This is a genomic window from Janthinobacterium lyxosi, assembly GCF_051380665.1.
Classification (GTDB): Bacteria; Pseudomonadota; Gammaproteobacteria; order Burkholderiales; family Burkholderiaceae_D; genus Janthinobacterium.
The window spans coordinates 1-16483 of sequence record NZ_JBNYXM010000054.1 but is presented as its reverse complement, the minus strand read 5'-3'; the positions used below and the strand labels follow the sequence as shown (position 1 = coordinate 16483).

General features: G+C 59.9%; 12 protein-coding genes. 2 read left to right on the top strand and 10 right to left on the bottom strand.

The window, feature by feature from the left end; all coding sequences use genetic code 11:
• The first annotated feature begins 507 nt into the window (after window positions 1-507).
• Complete coding sequence (locus ACQ4WP_RS28235; protein WP_436526488.1) at window positions 508-2496, top strand: sigma-54-dependent Fis family transcriptional regulator; 1989 nt, start codon at window positions 508-510, stop codon at window positions 2494-2496.
• Window position 2497: 1 nt separating this feature from the next.
• Here ACQ4WP_RS28235 and ACQ4WP_RS28230 read toward each other — a convergent pair whose 3' ends face one another.
• From ACQ4WP_RS28230 to ACQ4WP_RS28200, 7 genes are all read right to left on the bottom strand, one after another.
• Window positions 2498-3508 (bottom strand): FAD:protein FMN transferase, encoded by a 1011-nt coding sequence (locus tag ACQ4WP_RS28230; RefSeq protein WP_436526486.1) that lies wholly within the window; start codon window positions 3506-3508, stop codon window positions 2498-2500.
• Window positions 3498-5600 carry a 4Fe-4S binding protein gene (locus ACQ4WP_RS28225; protein WP_436526484.1) on the bottom strand — a complete coding sequence of 701 codons (2103 nt, stop codon included), beginning with the start codon at window positions 5598-5600 and terminating at the stop codon, window positions 3498-3500. The genes ACQ4WP_RS28230 and ACQ4WP_RS28225 overlap by 11 nt, the downstream gene beginning before the upstream one ends.
• Before the next feature lie 57 nt (window positions 5601-5657).
• Window positions 5658-6818: a porin gene (locus tag ACQ4WP_RS28220; RefSeq protein ID WP_436526482.1), complete on the bottom strand. Its 1161-nt coding sequence runs from the start codon at window positions 6816-6818 to the stop codon at window positions 5658-5660.
• Between the two features lie 287 nt (window positions 6819-7105).
• Window positions 7106-8842, bottom strand: a complete 1737-nt coding sequence (locus ACQ4WP_RS28215) for a methanol/ethanol family PQQ-dependent dehydrogenase (RefSeq protein WP_436526480.1) — start codon at window positions 8840-8842, stop codon at window positions 7106-7108.
• Window positions 8843-8891: 49 nt separating this feature from the next.
• On the bottom strand, window positions 8892-9281 hold the full coding sequence (locus ACQ4WP_RS28210; RefSeq protein ID WP_436526478.1) for a DUF779 domain-containing protein: 390 nt from the start codon (window positions 9279-9281) through the stop codon (window positions 8892-8894).
• Window positions 9282-9335: 54 nt separating this feature from the next.
• On the bottom strand, window positions 9336-10856 hold the full coding sequence (gene adh, locus ACQ4WP_RS28205) for an aldehyde dehydrogenase (RefSeq protein ID WP_436526476.1): 1521 nt from the start codon (window positions 10854-10856) through the stop codon (window positions 9336-9338).
• 338 nt (window positions 10857-11194) lie between these two features.
• Window positions 11195-12151, bottom strand: a complete 957-nt coding sequence (locus ACQ4WP_RS28200; RefSeq protein ID WP_436526474.1) for a beta-propeller fold lactonase family protein — start codon at window positions 12149-12151, stop codon at window positions 11195-11197.
• 204 nt (window positions 12152-12355) lie between these two features.
• Between ACQ4WP_RS28200 and ACQ4WP_RS28195 the strand changes: the two genes are divergently transcribed.
• Complete coding sequence (locus ACQ4WP_RS28195) at window positions 12356-14509, top strand: TonB-dependent receptor family protein (RefSeq protein ID WP_436526472.1); 2154 nt, start codon at window positions 12356-12358, stop codon at window positions 14507-14509.
• Window positions 14510-14563: 54 nt separating this feature from the next.
• Here the strand turns inward: ACQ4WP_RS28195 and ACQ4WP_RS28190 are convergent, their stop codons facing one another.
• From ACQ4WP_RS28190 to ACQ4WP_RS28180, 3 genes are all read right to left on the bottom strand, one after another.
• Window positions 14564-15397, bottom strand: coding sequence for a substrate-binding periplasmic protein (locus ACQ4WP_RS28190; RefSeq protein ID WP_436526470.1), 834 nt, complete (start codon window positions 15395-15397; stop codon window positions 14564-14566).
• Between the two features lie 24 nt (window positions 15398-15421).
• Window positions 15422-15907: a cytochrome c-550 PedF gene (pedF, locus tag ACQ4WP_RS28185; protein ID WP_436526468.1), complete on the bottom strand. Its 486-nt coding sequence runs from the start codon at window positions 15905-15907 to the stop codon at window positions 15422-15424.
• Window positions 15908-16038: 131 nt separating this feature from the next.
• Window positions 16039-16320, bottom strand: a complete 282-nt coding sequence (locus ACQ4WP_RS28180) for an RNA 3'-terminal phosphate cyclase (protein WP_436526466.1) — start codon at window positions 16318-16320, stop codon at window positions 16039-16041.
• Window positions 16321-16483: the final 163 nt, after the last annotated feature.

The window sequence follows — 16483 nt, the reverse complement described above, 5'->3', positions numbered from 1 at the left end:
ATTATTTCTTGTGAACATTTGATATTTTAAGTTAGACGCCAATCCGAAGATTGACGCTGCACTTACATCAAATGCCCACACTTATCGACTGTTAATTGTTAAAGAACTGTATTCGGTACTGCTTTCGCGCTATCGACAAAGCGTTGTGTTTGTCAGCTGCGAAGAAGGAAGAGTATGAAGCTTTTTCAGCATTTCGTCAACCTTCTTTTTCACCCTGCTTTACTTGGCATTTGCATGCGTCGTTCAGCGAGGGGGCGAATTATAGCCCTGCTCCGCACACCCCGCAAGGGCTATTTTTCCGCCCCGTGAAACGGCCCTGGCACCGCACTTGCTTATACAGACATATGCACTGTCCACTGATGAGAGCTACTCTGGGCCTGGCAGCAACACTGGGGATAGTCCGGTTCGCTTTGCTTTGCTCCCATCTGTGACAGGTGCTACATTATGGAACACTCTCGATATTCAAAAGAGCGCCGCGTTACAGGGCCCAACGGAGGCAACGAGATCATGTATCAACCGTCAGCTACTTACCGTAGCGCACCGTTTTCGTCCATTGCGGACGCGAACATTTTGCCGGCAGGACAAGACAACGTCCCCGTCATCATTGAAACCTCCCATCAGCGCTCAGTCGCCTTTGGCCTATTGCCCACCGCCACGCCCGACTTTACGCCGGCCGGCAAATCCGATTTGTCCTTGCTGATCGAGCAAAACCGCATGCTGCACACGCACGCGCTGCCGGCGATGGAAACCCTGTACCAGCAAATCGTCAATACGCACAATATGGTGATCTTGACGGATGCCAACGGCGTGATCGTGCATTCGCTGGGCGACGATGATTTTCTGGAGAAAGCCAATCGCGTCGCCCTGCAGCCGGGCGTGGCATGGTCGGAACAAAGCCGCGGCACGAATGCCATCGGCACGGCCATCACGGAAAAAGTAGCAACTTTGGTCCATGCCGACCAGCATTACCTGGCCGCCAATCATTTCCTGACGTGCTCAGCCGCCCCGATCACCGACCACCGGGGCAATGTCATCGGCGTGCTCGACGTTTCGAGCGACCAGCGCAGTTTCCACAAGCATACGATGGCCCTCGTGCGCATGTCGGCGCTGATGATCGAAAATCAGTTGTTTTCCGCCACCTTCGAAGACGCCATCACCGTGCACTTTCACGCGCGCCCCGAATTCATCGGCACCTTGATGGAAGGCATCGCCTCGTTCACCCCGGGCGGACGATTTTTATCCGCCAATAAAAACGGCTTGTTCCAACTGGGTCTGTCATTTGCCGCGCTGCAATCACACACCTTCAGTTCCCTGTTTGGCTTGCCCGTTTCCGCCCTGTACGATCATTACCGCACGGCCGCACCCGGTCTGCTGAACCTGTGCATGCACAGCGGTGTGCGCGTGTATGGGCGCGCGCAGTTGCGCCTGTCCAATAGCGTCTTCCAGCACGGCTTTACTGCCAGCACCGACCACAGCGATATCAACGCCGTGCCGGCCCAGGTTCCCGCGTCGGCCAGCCATGCGGCCAACGCAGCGCGCCGCCTGTCCGGTCTGCGCTATCTGCGCACGGGCGATCCGCAACTGGAATTGGTGATCGAAAAGGTCAACAAGGTATTGGGACGCGACATCCCCATCCTCGTCATGGGCGAAACGGGCACCGGCAAGGAATTGCTGGCGCAAGCCATCCACAACGATTCACCGCGCGCCATGGGACCGTTTATCGCTGTCAATTGCGCCTCGATCCCGGAAACCCTGATTGAATCTGAACTGTTCGGCTATGAAGACGGGGCATTTACGGGCGCGCGCAAGAAGGGGGCCATCGGCAAGATTTTGCAAGCCAATGGCGGCACCCTCTTCCTCGATGAAATCGGCGACATGCCCGTTGGCTTGCAGGCGCGGCTGTTGCGCGTGCTGCAGGAGCGCATGGTCACCCCGCTGGGCAGCAGCAAATCGATCACCGTCAATGTGGAACTCATTTGCGCCACGAATCACAACTTGCGCGAACGCATGGCCAAGGGACTGTTTCGCGAAGACTTGTATTACCGCCTGAATGGCCTGGTGGTAAAACTGCCGCCGCTGCGTGAACGCACCGACCTGGACACGGTCGTGAAAAAAATCCTCGCAACGGAAGCGCCCGACACGCGCTACACGGTGGCGCCAGACATCCTGCGCATGTTCCACCAGCATAAATGGCCAGGTAACTTCCGCCAGCTGACCAATCTGTTGCGCACGGCCATCGTCATGGCAGGCGACGAACATGAAATCTGTTTGCGCCACATGCCTGATGATTTCCTCGACGATATTGAGATGACGCAAACCAGTGCCGCCAGCGCCAGCACAGACCGTATGATCGCCGCCGGCGCCAACCTGGAAGAAATGGAACAAAGCGTCATTCTCAAGTCGCTCGATGCCCACGGTGGCAACGTCTCGGCCACGGCGCGGGCCTTGGGCGTGTCGCGTAACACGATCTATCGCAAGGTGCCGCATCTGAAATAGCCTAGAGTAGACGGGAAAAGCCGGGCGACATCTCGCGCCGCCCCTGCTTGTCGATGGTCATCAGGTCGACGCCCTCCATCCGCGCGGCCATCGCATGCGCGCGCGCGGCCCCCGTCACCATGAAGGTCGTCGACAAGCCATCGGCCAGCAAGCCCGTGGGTGCCAGCACAGTCACGCTGGCCAGTTCGCCCGGCGAATCGCCGTTCGATGGGTCGAAGATGTGGTGATGCACGAAGTCGGGCGTGAACGTGCATTCGTAATCGCCCGACGTGGCCACGCTGCGCCCCTCCACTTTCAAGGTGGCGGCCAGGATTTCGCCGTCGCGCGGGTTCTGGATGCCCAAGGTCCACGGACGGCGCACGGAATGCTGTCCGCGCGCAACGAATTCGCCCGTGTCGAGCAGCGCATGCCGTATGCCGCGTGCCTGCACGGCTGCCAGCGCCATGTCCGCCGCGTAGCCTTGCGCCAGGCCATTCAAGGTCAGCGCCATGCCGGGCTGGAGAAAACGCACTTCGCGCCTGTCCCACGCCAGTTGCCGCCAGCCTACCCGCGCTTGCGCGGCACGACGCAATGTATCCGTCGGCAAGCTTGCCTGGTCTGCCGCCGCGCGAAAAAGCTGCCACAACGGTTGCACGGTGATATCAAACGCGCCATCGCTGCATTGCGACAAGGCTTGCGCCTGCGCCAGCACTGCCAGCAGATGGGCATCCGGCCGGGCCAGGCGGCCATCGCGGTTCAGCTGGAAGACTTGGCTGGCGGGCCTGTAAATGCTCATCAGGTGGTCGATATTCCTGGCCGCATGCAAGGCGTCTTCGATGGCCAGTTCGGCCTGGCACTGATCGTGGTGCAACACGGTGACGGCGATCGTCGTGCCAAACGCCAGCGCGGCGCCTTGATAAAGGCGCACGCCGGACGCCGTGGCCGTGCCGTGCGCCATGCTGCCGGGCAAAGACAAACCCGCCATGGCGGCCACGCTGCCGATCGCTGCCGAAATAAAGGTTCTACGCTGCATTGCTGCTCTCCTCTGCCGTGGCCCGGACTATGGGTATGGTGCGGGCACGCTTGATTTCCAGCATCAAGGGTGCGCATTTTTCATCGCTGGCGTAAATCACCACGCAATCCATGCACTGGAAACACTCACCGTAATCGACTTTCCCGCTCGGCGCGATGGCGTGATACTCGCATCGGTGGCGGCAGGTCTGACAAGGCGTGCCGCATTCCTTGCGGCGCGGAATCCAGTCAAACAGGCGAAAACGGCCCAGCAACGCCAGCGCCGCACCAAACGGGCACAGGTAGCGGCAAAAAAATTTATAGGAAACACTACTGAGCAGCAGCAAGCCCACGGCATAGGCGACGAAGGGCCAGGCGCGCACGAAGGTCAGGGTAATGGCCGTCTTGAACGGTTCCAGTTCCACCAGCTTGTCCGTGATCTGGCTGGAAAACATGCTGCTGCCAAGAATGGCCGCCAGCAAGCCACACTTGATCCATTTCAAACGCCCGTCGAGGCGCGGCTTGATCTTCCACTGCGGCAAGCGTAGCCACTGGCCCAGCTTGCCCGTCAATTCCTGCAGGGCGCCAAACGGACACAGCCAGCCGCAAAACGTGCCGCGCCCCCAGATCAGCAGACTGAGCAGCACGAAAGCCCACAGGATTACCGTCATCGGGTCGAACAGGAAGAAGCCCAGGCTGCGCCCCGCCAGCAGCGCCTGGAGTGCGCCCGTAATGTTGACGATCGATAACTGCCCCTGCGCGTAGTAGCCGATGAAAGCGATGGTAAACAACAGGAACAGGCGGTGGAACCAGATAAATTGCCGGCCATCGCGCACCAGGCGTTTTTGCCACGCCAATGCGCCGGCCAGCAGCGCCAGCCCGGCGGCCAATAGCAGTAACTCAGCCCTGCGGTTCTTCCACGTGCCACGCCAGGTGGCATCGTCGCCTTGCGGCGCCGTATAAAACTCGGCCGGCAAGCGGTAGTTGAAATCCACATTGCGTGCGATGCGTTCCGGATACACGATGCCCTTGCTGCGCGTGATGGGGAGAGAAAACGCCAGCGGGCTGGCCGCATCGAGGCCCGCCTGGCTGATGACGCGCAACACGGCGATATTTTCCGTCGGCAGTGAAGCCGTATCGGACAGGCTCAATTCCAGGTCCAGGTCGCGCATGTCGATGGGCAAGCCATCCTGCTTCAGCAACAGCCTGTCGGTGACCGTGCCACGCACGAAATCGTCGCCCAGCACGCTGTAGCGCCCGCGCGACATGACGAGGATGGCGTGGTCGCCCTCGTCAAGCCGGTTGCGCAATTTGTTCCAGCTGCGTTCCGTCAACAGGTTGCGTCCCACCGTGGGCACTGACACATACGCCAGGTAGAGGTCGATGAACACGCCGTCCGGCGCGCTCGCGGCTTCCACATCGAGTCCCGCGCCGGGACTGCTGGCAAACAGGGTTTCCACGTCCTTGTTGCTCAGACGCAGATGCTGGATCAAGCCCTGCCCGAGCATCTGCGCCACGCTGAGTTTCTCGAATACCTCCATGCGGATACGGGCAATCTGGTCGGGATCGCGGCCTTGCGCGAAGCCGAGCTTCTTGCGCGACACTTTCAAGGCTGACGCCAGCACGCTCTGGTTGATGATGCGCACGGAGGCCGTGGCCTTCGACACGCCGTCGATATCGGCGTGGGTCGCATCTGGCGCGCGCTTGGTTCGCGCATCGATAGCGATATTCTGTTTCAGCGACAAGCCCTGGTACTGTTTGACGAACTGGAACAGGGGTGCTTCACCCAGGCCATCGAGAAACACGGGCTCGTGCTGCGACAGGACGGACACGTCCAGAAAACTGCCTTGCGGATCGATGGCGATCAGCAGATTGACGGGCACGCCGGAAAAGCCGGGAATGGGCGCCAGGTCCACCGATTCAAAAACGTAGCCGACCAGTTCGGTGGCCGTGGCGTTTTGCTTGAACAAGGGCCAGACGGGCAAGTCGGTTTCTTTGTCGCCCACGACGAGGGGAGCAGGAAAACGCCGTGCCAGCTCGGCCTTGTCGAGCACGCCCGCCCACGCCTGTCCCAGGATAAACAGGAATAGCCAGCATCCGATGAACAACCGCATTATCCGCATGCACCACGCTCCGTGCGGCGCCCTGTCGCAAGGCGCCGCGTTGATGAGTTAGAAGAAAATAATGCCGCCCAAGGACACGCCATTCATCTTCGCTTCGCCGCCCGTAAAACCTTTCGAGCGCGTCTGCCCCAGTTCGCCCACCAGGGTGATCGCGCTGTTAAGCGAGTAATACGCGCCGAGAGTCAGGTTGGCGTTCGACTTCAAGCCGCCCGTGCCGGCCGTGTTGTCGTCGTTCTTGCTGATGCCGTAGGACAAGCCCAGCTTCAACTTGTCTGTCGTCTTGTAGGTGCCTTGCAGCAGCCAATTCTTCGACTTGGTATCGCCCTGGTCCGCATCGGACAAGATACCCAGCCCCTTGCCGCCCTGGAAGTTGACCAGCACGCCGACCGGACCCATCTGGTACGAGCCGCCCACTTCCACGCCGCGCATGGCCAGGTCATCGACACCTGGCGTTTTCGAGGTGAATTTTTGCGACTTCACGCCGAGCCAGGCTTTCAAGCCTTCTTGCGCATACGTCAGCTGCGCCTGCACTTGCGGACTCGACTTCGAAGAATAGGTCGAGCCTGCCACGATGGGCGTATCGGAGACGGGACTGACCAGCGCCACATCGGCACCAAAGCCGCTGGACTTCGGCGAGCTGTACATGATCTGGCCATAGTTGCCCAGATAGGTGTAGCCGGCGCCGATATGGCCCAGGGTCACCCGGCCCCGCTGCGTCGCCTGCACCGGTGCGCCCGAGCCCAATAAGGTCATGTCGGACAGGATCGCATTCGCACCGAAGAGGCCGTAGTCGCGGCCCAGCTTGAAAGTACCCATCTGCTCATTGCCAAACGTAAAGAATGCCTGGCGCACATCGACCACGCTGTTCTGGCTGATGGCGCTGTCGGTGGCCGTCGAGTTGTAGATGCCGATCAAGGCTTTCACGTCGTACTCGCCCAGGCGCGACGCGGCGGAAGTGATCAAGCCATTCGGCAACAAGCCGTTGCCGATGGTGGTGCGGTCCTTTTCGCCGCCGCAACCGAGCGCCTGGCCGCCCAGCGCCAGCCCGCCCACCGCATCGCCCGAACACGACACTTGCGTGTAATAGGCGTTGACGATGCCGCCCACCGACACGGTCCAGTCGCCCGCCTTGATATCGACGGCTTGTGCCTGCCCCATCGCTGCGATTGTCATGACACCCAGGCTCCCCAGCTTGATCAATGTGTTCATTGCTTCTCCTCTTTCTTCTCTGTTTTTAGTGTGCACACCAGTGATTGATGTACCTCAAGCTTTGGCAATAAGCGTGCCCAGCACGGCTCAGAGGAAGAAAGAGAAAAAGCGTAGTTAACATGTGCAGCAGCGGATCAATCGCCACGCACGGTGTTCATTTTTTGACCGCAAGTATGCATAGCGGGCGTACAGGTAAACAAAAAACTGACGGCCTGGGCCGTCAGAAAAAAGAAAGCGCCCGGCGGACAGGGAGACACCCGTCCGAGTGGCCCGGGCGTTTCACCCCCTTACTTCGATGCCAGCTTGAAGACCCACACGGAACCGCCCTGTTCCAGGAAGTTGACCTTCTTGGCCACTTCGCCGCCCCACAGTGGCACCGCGCCACCCCAGCCGGATACGACGGCCACATATTGCGTGTCGCCATCCTGCCAGGTGACGGGCGGCGCCACGACGCCGGAGCCCGTCTGGAATTTCCACAATTCCTTGCCCGTCTTCGCGTCGACGGCTTTCAGGAAGCCTTCCGGCGTGCCGTAAAACACCAGATTGCCGGCCGTGCTCATCACGCCGCCCCACAGCGGCGCGTTGTTCTTGATTTCCCAGACGATCTTGCCCGTCTTCGGATCGATGGCGCGCATGGCGCCGATGTAGTCGTCAAACAAAGGCTTGATGGTGAAGCCGGCACCGAGGAAAGCGCCGCCCTTCTTGTAGCTGATGGGCTCGTTCCAGATGTCCATGCCCCATTCATTCGCCGGCACATAGAACAGCTTGGTTTGCGGCGAGTACGCCATCGGCATCTGGTTTTTCGCACCGAGGAAAGCGGGGGCGGCAAACACGGTCGTGCCCTTCTTGCCTTCTTCGCCCTTGGTCGGGTCGCCAGGCCGGCCGGCGGCGATGTAGTTCGGCCGTCCCGTCTTCAGGTCGATGCTGCTGGCCCAAGTGATTTTCTTCACAAACGGAAAGGCGTTCTGCAGCTTGCCGTTGTTTGCATCGATGACATAGAAGAAACCGTTGCGGTCAGCCTTGCCGCCGTAGCGCTTGCCATCCATGTCGAAGGTGACGAACTCGTTGGCGCCATCGAAATCCCAGGCATCGTTCGGCGTGTTTTGATACGCCCACTTGATCTGTCCTGTTTTCACGTCCAGCGCCACAGTGGACGAGGAATACAGGTTGTCGCCAGGACGCAAGTGGCTGTTCCATGGCGCCGGGTTGCCAGTACCAAAGTACGCGAGCTTGGTTTGCGGATCGTAGGTGCCGCCCATCCAGGTCGAGGCGCCGCCCGTTTTCCACAGGTCGCCCGGCCAGGTTTTGTTCACCGTGCCAGATACGCCGTTATCGATGGCCTTGCCATCCTTGTCGTAGCGGTGGCCCATATGGCCCTCGACCGTCGGACGGCTCCACACCAGCTCGCCCGTCATGGGGTTGCGCGCCTCGACCCGGCCCACGATGCCGAATTCGCCGCCCGACACGCCCGTCAGCAGCAAGCCTTCGGCAATCAGCGGCGCGGCCGTCATCGAGTAACCGGCAGCATAATCGTCGACCTTTTCCTTCCAGACGATCTTGCCCGTGTTCTGGTCCAGCGCCACCAGGTAGGCGTCCAGCGTGCCGAAGATCACCAGGTTGCCATACAGGGCGGCACCGCGGTTGACCACGTCACAGCACGGCATGATGCCGTCCGGCAAGCGATGCTCATACTTCCACAGCTTGGCGCCCGTTTTCAAGTCGACGGCAAAGATACGCGAATACGATGCCGTGACGAACATCTTGCCGTTATGAATCAGCGGCTGCGATTCCTGGCCCCGTTGTTTTTCGCCGCCAAACGAGAACGACCAGGCCGGCACCAGCTTGGCCACGGTCTTGTCATTGATCTGCGTCAACGGCGAATAGCGCTGGCCCTGCGTGCCCATGCCAAACGACAGGACGCTGGCCGGATTCTTCGCCGTGTTGTCGAGCATGGCATTGGTGACATTGCCCACGTCGGCCGCCTGGGCCAGCGATGCCAAACCCAAACCGACGAGTATCCCCATGATTTTTTTCTGCACAATCATCTCCCTCTGTTTTATTAGTATGTGTGTATCAAGTCTTGCGGTGCTCATGCGGCTGGGCATGCAACAGCGCGCACTCTGCATCGGTGAACAGGCGCGAGCGCGTCAGGAAGCGCTTGCCCGTGCCGTTGTCGAGTGAAAACATGCCGCCATTGCCATCGACCACATCGATAATCAACTGGGTATGCTCCCAGTACTCGAATTGCTCGAGTCCCATGTAAAACGGTGTGCCATTCAAGTTGCCGAGATAAATATCGGTATCGCTGACATCGAACTCGCCCAGCGCATAGCACATGGGCGCACTGCCGTCGCAGCAGCCGCCCGACTGGAAAAACATCAACGGGCCGTGACGCTGGCGCAACTTGTCCATCATTTCCAGCGCCGCATCAGTGGCGACCACCCGGGCAATTGCTGCACTCATGGCATCCCTTTCTGCGCGCCGCCCCCGACTAAGGGTGCGGCGCCTGTTGCCGGTTTAGAAGAAGCCCAGGGCTTTCGGGCTATAGCTCACCAGCAAGTTCTTCGTTTGCTGGTAGTGATCGAGCATCATCTTGTGGTTTTCGCGGCCGATACCCGATTGCTTGTAGCCGCCGAACGCGGCGTGGGCGGGATACAGGTGGTAGCAATTGGTCCACACGCGGCCCGCCTGGATGGCGCGTCCCATGCGGAAGGCGCGCGAACCGTCACGCGTCCACAAGCCGGCACCCAGGCCGTACAAGGTATCGTTGGCAATCGCCAGCGCTTCGGCCTCATCCTTGAAGGTGGTCACGGACACGACGGGGCCAAAGATCTCTTCCTGGAAGATGCGCATCTTGTTGTTGCCCTTGAACACCGTCGGACGCACGTAGTAACCGCCCTCCAGATCGCCCGCCGGCGTATGGCGCTCGCCGCCAGCCAGCACTTCAGCGCCTTCCTGGCGGCCGATGTCGAGGTAGGACAGGATTTTTTCCAGCTGTTCCTGCGACGCCTGGGCGCCGATCATGGTGCTGGCATCGAGCGGGTTGCCCTGCTTGATGGCGGCCACGCGCTTCAGGGCCCGTTCGATGAATTTTTCGTAGATCGATTCCTGGATCAGCACGCGCGATGGACAGGTGCACACCTCGCCCTGGTTCAGCGCAAACATGGTGAAGCCTTCCAGGCACTTGTCGAAATAATCATCATCGGCATCCATCACGTCTTCAAAGAAGATGTTCGGCGACTTGCCGCCCAACTCCAGAGTGACGGGAATCAGGTTTTGCGCCGCGTAGCCCATGATCAAACGGCCCGTGCCCGTTTCGCCCGTAAAGGCGATCTTGGCGATGCGCTTGCTCGACGCCAGCGGCTTGCCCGCTTCCAGGCCAAAACCGTTGATGATGTTCAACACGCCCGGTGGCAGCAAGTCGCCGATCAGCTCGATCAACACCATGATGGAGGCGGGCGTCTGCTCGGCCGGTTTCAAGACGACGCAATTGCCGGCGGCCAGGGCTGGCGCCAGTTTCCACACGGCCATCAGAATCGGGAAATTCCACGGGATGATCTGGCCCACGACGCCCAGCGGCTCATGGTAGTGATAGGCATAGGTTTCCGCATCGATTTGCGCGACGGAACCTTCCTGCGCGCGGATGCAACCGGCGAAGTAACGGAAATGGTCGATGGCCAGCGGAATGTCGGCATTCATCGTTTCACGGATCGGCTTGCCGTTGTCGATGGTTTCCGCGGTGGCGATCAGGCTCAGGTTCTGTTCGATGCGGTCAGCGATGCGGTTCAGGATATTGGCGCGCTCGGCAGGCGAAGTCTTGCCCCAGGCATCCTTGGCGGCATGCGCGGCATCCAGCGCCAGCTCGACGTCTTCCGCCGTGGAACGGGCGATTTCGCAAAACGGCAAGCCCGTGATGGGCGTGATGTTAGGAAAGTATTCACCTTTTACTGGTGCAACGAATTTGCCGCCAATGTAATTGTCATAGCGTTGTTTGAAGGGATTGGCTACGCCCAGTTTGCTGATGTCTGCGAGATTCATGTCGTCCTCTATCGGGTTAATTAGAATGGAATTGCTGTAATTAAAATCAAACGTCCTGGTACAGATGGGGTGAGTACACGGAGTCTTCCGCAAATGCCGTGCCAGCTCGCCGCCCCACTACCAACTTAGCGGGTTTTACCCCTGTTGCAAGGGCATGGCGGCCATACCGGCGCGCTTTTCAGCACCTGCCCGGGGCCTGGGCGGAGGACGTGGGTCTGTTTGCGTTTTGAACAAGGTGGCAGCGTCCTGTTCCAATCCGGGCCAGCCCTGCTGCTGCACCCCTACACCGCTGCACAATGGAACAGGTGTACCAGACTGGAACACCTATTCCAGCTTGCCTAACGAATCACCACGCCCCATGGCAATTCACCCACGGCAATATCAGCCACCTTGCGCGCGCTGGCCGTGTCGATGACGGAAACACTGTTCGAGCGGCCATTGGCCACGTACAGCTTGGCACCGTCGGGCGTGATGGCCATATTCCACGGGCGCTTGCCGACGGCAATGGTGGCCGTGATCTGCTTGCTGGCCGTGTCGATCACCATCACCGTGCCATCCGTGCCATTCGAGACATACACCTGCTTGCCTCTGGGATGCACGGCGATACCGTTGGCATTCTTGCCCGCTGAAATAGTGGCAATCGCCTTGCGCGTGGCCATGTCGATCACGTAGACGGCATTGACCAGTTCGCACGCCACGTAGGCGCGGCCCGAGTCCGGACTGAAACCGATGCCGCGCGGACGCAAGCCCACGGCAATGGAAGCCACCTGGCGGCGTTGCGCCACATCAATGACATCGACTTGCTCGGCCTCTTCCGCGCTGACCAGCAACCAGCGCCCATCCGGGCTGAACACGGCATGTTCCGGGTTGCGTCCCTGCACTTTGATATCGGCGAGCAAGCTGCCCGTATGGGCATCGAGCAAGGCCACGCTATTGTTTTCTTCGACGGCCACGGCCACGTAATGACCGTCCCGGGAAGCGCTGACGCCCTCGGGCGACTTGCCCAGCGCTACCGTCCGCACGGGCGTGCCGCCAGCGTTATCGATCAGCAACAAGGCACTGCTGGCGGCATCCGTGACAAACAATTGCCGCCCGCTGGGGTCGGCGGCGATGCCGCGTGGCCGCTTTCCGGCGGCAATCTGGCGCACCACCTGGTCGGTAGCCGTGTCGATCACGCTCAAGGTGCCCGATTTTTCATTGGGGACATAGGCAAAGGGAGCGGCCTGGACGGCGCTGCTGGCAAGCGCAGGCAGCAGCCAGCAAACCAGGCGCAAGCGCGAGAAGAAGTTGGGCATAATCACCTTTTCAATGGCAAAACGAAGGGAAAGCGCGCGGCATCGGCGCCTCTGATCATTGCTGCATGCAAACGCCGTGCCACGGGCAGGCGTATAATTTCAGCCCACCAATGGAGACATGGCAGGCATATTGCTTGATAAGACTAGGCAGACCTGCGCCGCTCACGCGCTCAAGCAGGCTTTTATTCACATTGGAGAACCCGCATGCAGCATCGTTTCCGCCTGAACACCATTGCCAGCCTGTTTGTCGCCGGCAGCGCCACCCTGTCCACCCACGTTTTCGCCGCCGAGGCAGCTGACCAGGCCAACGGGCAACTCATGGATACGGTGGTCGTCAGCGGCAGCCGCATCGCCCACCCCAGCCAGGAAGTGCCGGCGTCCATCGACGTCGTCGACAGTGCCCGCATCCAGGATGGCCAAATCCGCGTCAACGCGTCAGAAGCGCTGGCCGCCGTGCCGGGCCTGGTCGTGCAGAACCGCCAGAACTATGCGCAAGACTTGCAAATCTCGTCACGCGGCTTCGGCGCCCGCTCGGCCTTCGGCGTGCGCGGCGTCAAACTGATCAGCGATGGCATTCCTGCCAGCATGCCCGATGGCCAGGGCCAGGCCGCCACCTTCAACCTCGATACCGCCGAGCGCATCGAAGTGCTGCGCGGCCCCTTCTCTGCCATCTACGGCAACCACTCGGGCGGCGTGATCCAGCTGTTTTCCAAGGATGGGCAAAATCCCCCCTCCGTCGAATTGAATGTAACGGGCGGCAGTTTCGGCACCAGCAAGGTGGACCTGACGGCGCAAGGACAGGCCGGCGGCATCGGCTACGTGCTCGACGGTTCGCGCTTCCGCACGGATGGCTTCCGCGACCACAGCGCCGCCACACGCGAACAGGCTTTCGGCAAGATCACCGTCAAGCCCACCGCGGACAGCAAGCTGACCATCGTCGCCAACAGCTTGCATCAGGGCAACACGCAAGATCCGCTGGGCGCCACCTGGGCCACGTTTGCCGCCGATCCGCGTGCCGGTGAAATCGACACGACAGACACGCAAAATCCGAAACGCACTTTTGCCGAGCGCTACAACACGCGCAAGAGCATCGACCACCAGCAAATCGGCGCCACTTATGAACAAGCCTTTGGCGACGACCGCCTGCATGTGATGGTGTATGGCGGCAACCGCGAAGTGATCCAGTACCAGGCATTTAATAAGGCATTTCAAAATACCAAAGTGGATGGTCTACTTAAGCATTCAGGCGGCGTGGTCGACTTCCAGCGCCAGTTCTATGGCATCGACACCAATTGGCTGCACGTGAACCAGTTGGCCGGCGGCAAGCTGAGCACCACCATCGGTATCGACTATGGCCGCTCCAGCGATGACCGCACCGGCTATGAGAACTTCATCGGCAATAGCTTTGGCGTAAAGGGCAAGCTGCGCCGCGACGAACAAAACGTCGTCTCCAGCCTCGATCCCTACCTCCAGACGGAATGGCAAAGCGGACCATGGCTGCTCAGTGCAGGTGTGCGCTACAGCAAGATGAAAGTGGCGGTCAACGACCACTTCCTCGGCAATGGCGACGACAGCGGCAGCCTGGAGTTCAGCCATACGACGCCGGTGCTGGGCCTGCTGTATAAACTGACGCCGAACGTCAACGTCTACGCCAGCGCCGCGCGCGGCTTTGAAGCGCCCACCCTGAACGAACTGTTTTACTCGGGCACGGGCGGCGGCTTCAACTACCAGCTGAAACCGGCCACCAGCACCAACCTGGAAGCGGGCTTCAAGGCCAGAATCAATAGCAACACGCATGTGAATGCCGCCTTATTCCAGATCAAGACGAATGATGAACTGGTGGTCGACAAGTCCAGCGGCGGGCGCACCAGCTATCGCAATGCAGGTAAAACCTTACGCCAGGGCATGGAAGTGTCGCTGGACTCCAGCCTGCCGTATGGTTTCACGACAAAAGTGGCGCTGACCAGCCTGCACGCCGTGTATGACCAGGCGTTTGGCAGCGTGCGCGAAGGCAGCCGCTTGCCGGGCGTGCCCAGCGCCAACCTGTTTGCGGAACTGGCCTGGAAAGACACGCTGGACCGTTTTGGCGCAGCGCTGGAAAGTGTGGCCAGCAACCAGGTCTACGCGGAAGACAGCAACAGCGAAAAACCGGCACCCGGCTACACGGTGTTCAATGCGCGGTTCAATGCCAAGCAAAACGCAGGCAATTGGCGCTTCAAGGAATTTGCCCGCCTGAACAATCTTTTTGACAAGACCTACGTGGGCTCCGTCATCGTCGGCGACAGCAACAAGCGCTACTATGAAGCGGCGCCGGGCCGTAACTGGTTGCTGGGTGTCAGCGCCCAGTATTCCTTCTAATAAAAAGCCCGCGCCTCTTCCGATGCGCGGGCTTTTAAACTAGAGCAAGCTACTTCAGGGCCGCGCTTCCTTCACGCCATATTTCTCAAAGATGGTTTTCAACTCTCCGCTAGCCGCCATCTCGTTCATGGCTGCCTGCAGCAACTTGGCCACGTCCAGCTGCTGCTTGCTGACGGCCAGGCCCACGGCCCAGCCGGCACGCGGCAAGCGGGCGAACACCACTTCGCTCAAGGGAAAAGCGGGATCGCTTTTCAGTACCGATTCGATTTCCGAACGGTTGGCCAGCACGGCGTCGAGCTGGCCCGCCTGCAATTGCTGCAAGGCTTCGGCGGCCGTGTCGAAGATACGCACGTCGTCGCGGTACTTGCCATTGTCTTCACCCAGCATCAGCATGGCCGCGATCGACACCTTTTCCACACCGATACGCTTGCCGGCCAGCGAAGCGACGCCATCGAATTGCGGCACGGCTTGCGCGCTGCGCGCCAGGCGCACCGTTTCCACGTAATACGGCGCAAAGATTTCGACCTTGTCGTTATCCGCCATCAACTTCTTGTCGACCGGCACATGCAACATCACGTCGGCAGGACCGTAACCCAGGTAATGGCCCTTCCACACCATATTGCGCAAATCGTCGTTCAGGTTTTCGCCGGCGGGAAATGGCAGCAAGCTCAGTTTTAAACCCAACTTTTTGGCCAGCGCTTCGGCAATATCGATATCGATGCCCGTGCCCTTGTCAGAAAACGGCGCAAACTCGTTATACACAGCCACTTTCAGGCTGCCCGACTGCTGCACTTTCTGCCAGTCGGCGCGCGCTGGCGCGGCTGCACACAGCGCCAGGCAGGCGAGCGAGATCATCGCGCGCGTGCCCGGGAGTTGGAATGAACGCATGGGACTCCTTCGTGATCAATCGGCTCAGTTAGACTCGCGGCGGGTTTCCAGATAGGTCTTGATGGCCCACATGGCTTCCTGATTGAACACGCCCTCAAACGGCGGCATGTACACGGCCCCATTGCGTACTTTACCGTGACGGATAGTGGTCAGGTAGTAATTATCCGTCTCCTTGTAGCAAGCCTGTTTCTTTGTCTCATTCTTGATACCGAAGCAATCACGGTCGAGTTGACGCAAGTCCGGCGCAATGCCGCCCGAGATGGCTTCGATGCCGTGGCAGCGTGCGCAATTCTGGTTGTAGGCCGACGTGCCCACCGTCAAGGCCAGCTTGTTGCCCCGATATGGGTTTTGCTCGAGCCACTTGTCGCCCACCTTGGGCAAGCCCGTGGTGTCGACGCCTTGCGGCGTGACATTGCCGTGCGCATAGGCGTACGGCAATGTCAGCAGGGAAGTGAGGGCGACGGCGCCCGCGGCTGCCACGCCGAGCAGGGTACGGATGGAATAGGTCATGCTGGTCTCCTTGGTTTTTTTAGTGAATATCCAAGAAGAGCAAATGCCATGCCATGCCAACATGCCCCACATCCGGCCGTCCATGTATCAATTTGGAACAGCTGCAACACCTATTTGTGCCACCACGCGCGTCAGGCGGCAGCCACCGTGCAGATGCTGCTCCGCTCCTGCGGCTCGAAAGTGATACGCACGGGCAAAAATCGGGAAATCACCTCCGCATTCGTCAGCGCATGCTGCGACACCTTGCTGCAACTGAAGGTACCGCTGCCGGCCAGCGCCATGGGCAGCAAGAGCTGGTCGGCCAGGTGCTCGCCGACGGCCGCGTCCGTCTTGAGATAGGCGCGCACATCGTTCAACAGGCGCTTGGCCACCGATTCGGCCAGCAAGGACTTTTCGCCAAAAGAAGTAAACACTTCCGTGACATGCTCATGCGCCTGCCAAGATAAAACCACCAGACGAAAAAAAAACCCCACCATTGCTGGCGGGGTTTCTCTCTACTGCGAATAACAAGCCTGACGATAACCTACTTTCACACTGGTTGCAGCACTATCATCGGCGCAAAGTTGTTTCACGGTC

Excerpts from the sequence above, each read along its gene's own strand:
- ACQ4WP_RS28235 (WP_436526488.1), top strand. The coding sequence starts at position 508 with ATGTATCAACCGTCAGCTACTTACCGTAGCGCACCGTTTTCGTCCATT.
- ACQ4WP_RS28230 (WP_436526486.1), bottom strand. The coding sequence starts at position 3,508 with ATGCAGCGTAGAACCTTTATTTCGGCAGCGATCGGCAGCGTGGCCGCC.
- ACQ4WP_RS28225 (WP_436526484.1), bottom strand. The coding sequence starts at position 5,600 with ATGCGGTTGTTCATCGGATGCTGGCTATTCCTGTTTATCCTGGGACAG.
- ACQ4WP_RS28220 (WP_436526482.1), bottom strand. The coding sequence starts at position 6,818 with ATGAACACATTGATCAAGCTGGGGAGCCTGGGTGTCATGACAATCGCA.
- ACQ4WP_RS28215 (WP_436526480.1), bottom strand. The coding sequence starts at position 8,842 with ATGGGGATACTCGTCGGTTTGGGTTTGGCATCGCTGGCCCAGGCGGCC.
- ACQ4WP_RS28210 (WP_436526478.1), bottom strand. The coding sequence starts at position 9,281 with ATGAGTGCAGCAATTGCCCGGGTGGTCGCCACTGATGCGGCGCTGGAA.
- adh (WP_436526476.1), bottom strand. The coding sequence starts at position 10,856 with ATGAATCTCGCAGACATCAGCAAACTGGGCGTAGCCAATCCCTTCAAA.
- ACQ4WP_RS28200 (WP_436526474.1), bottom strand. The coding sequence starts at position 12,151 with ATGCCCAACTTCTTCTCGCGCTTGCGCCTGGTTTGCTGGCTGCTGCCT.
- ACQ4WP_RS28195 (WP_436526472.1), top strand. The coding sequence starts at position 12,356 with ATGCAGCATCGTTTCCGCCTGAACACCATTGCCAGCCTGTTTGTCGCC.
- ACQ4WP_RS28190 (WP_436526470.1), bottom strand. The coding sequence starts at position 15,397 with ATGCGTTCATTCCAACTCCCGGGCACGCGCGCGATGATCTCGCTCGCC.
- pedF (WP_436526468.1), bottom strand. The coding sequence starts at position 15,907 with ATGACCTATTCCATCCGTACCCTGCTCGGCGTGGCAGCCGCGGGCGCC.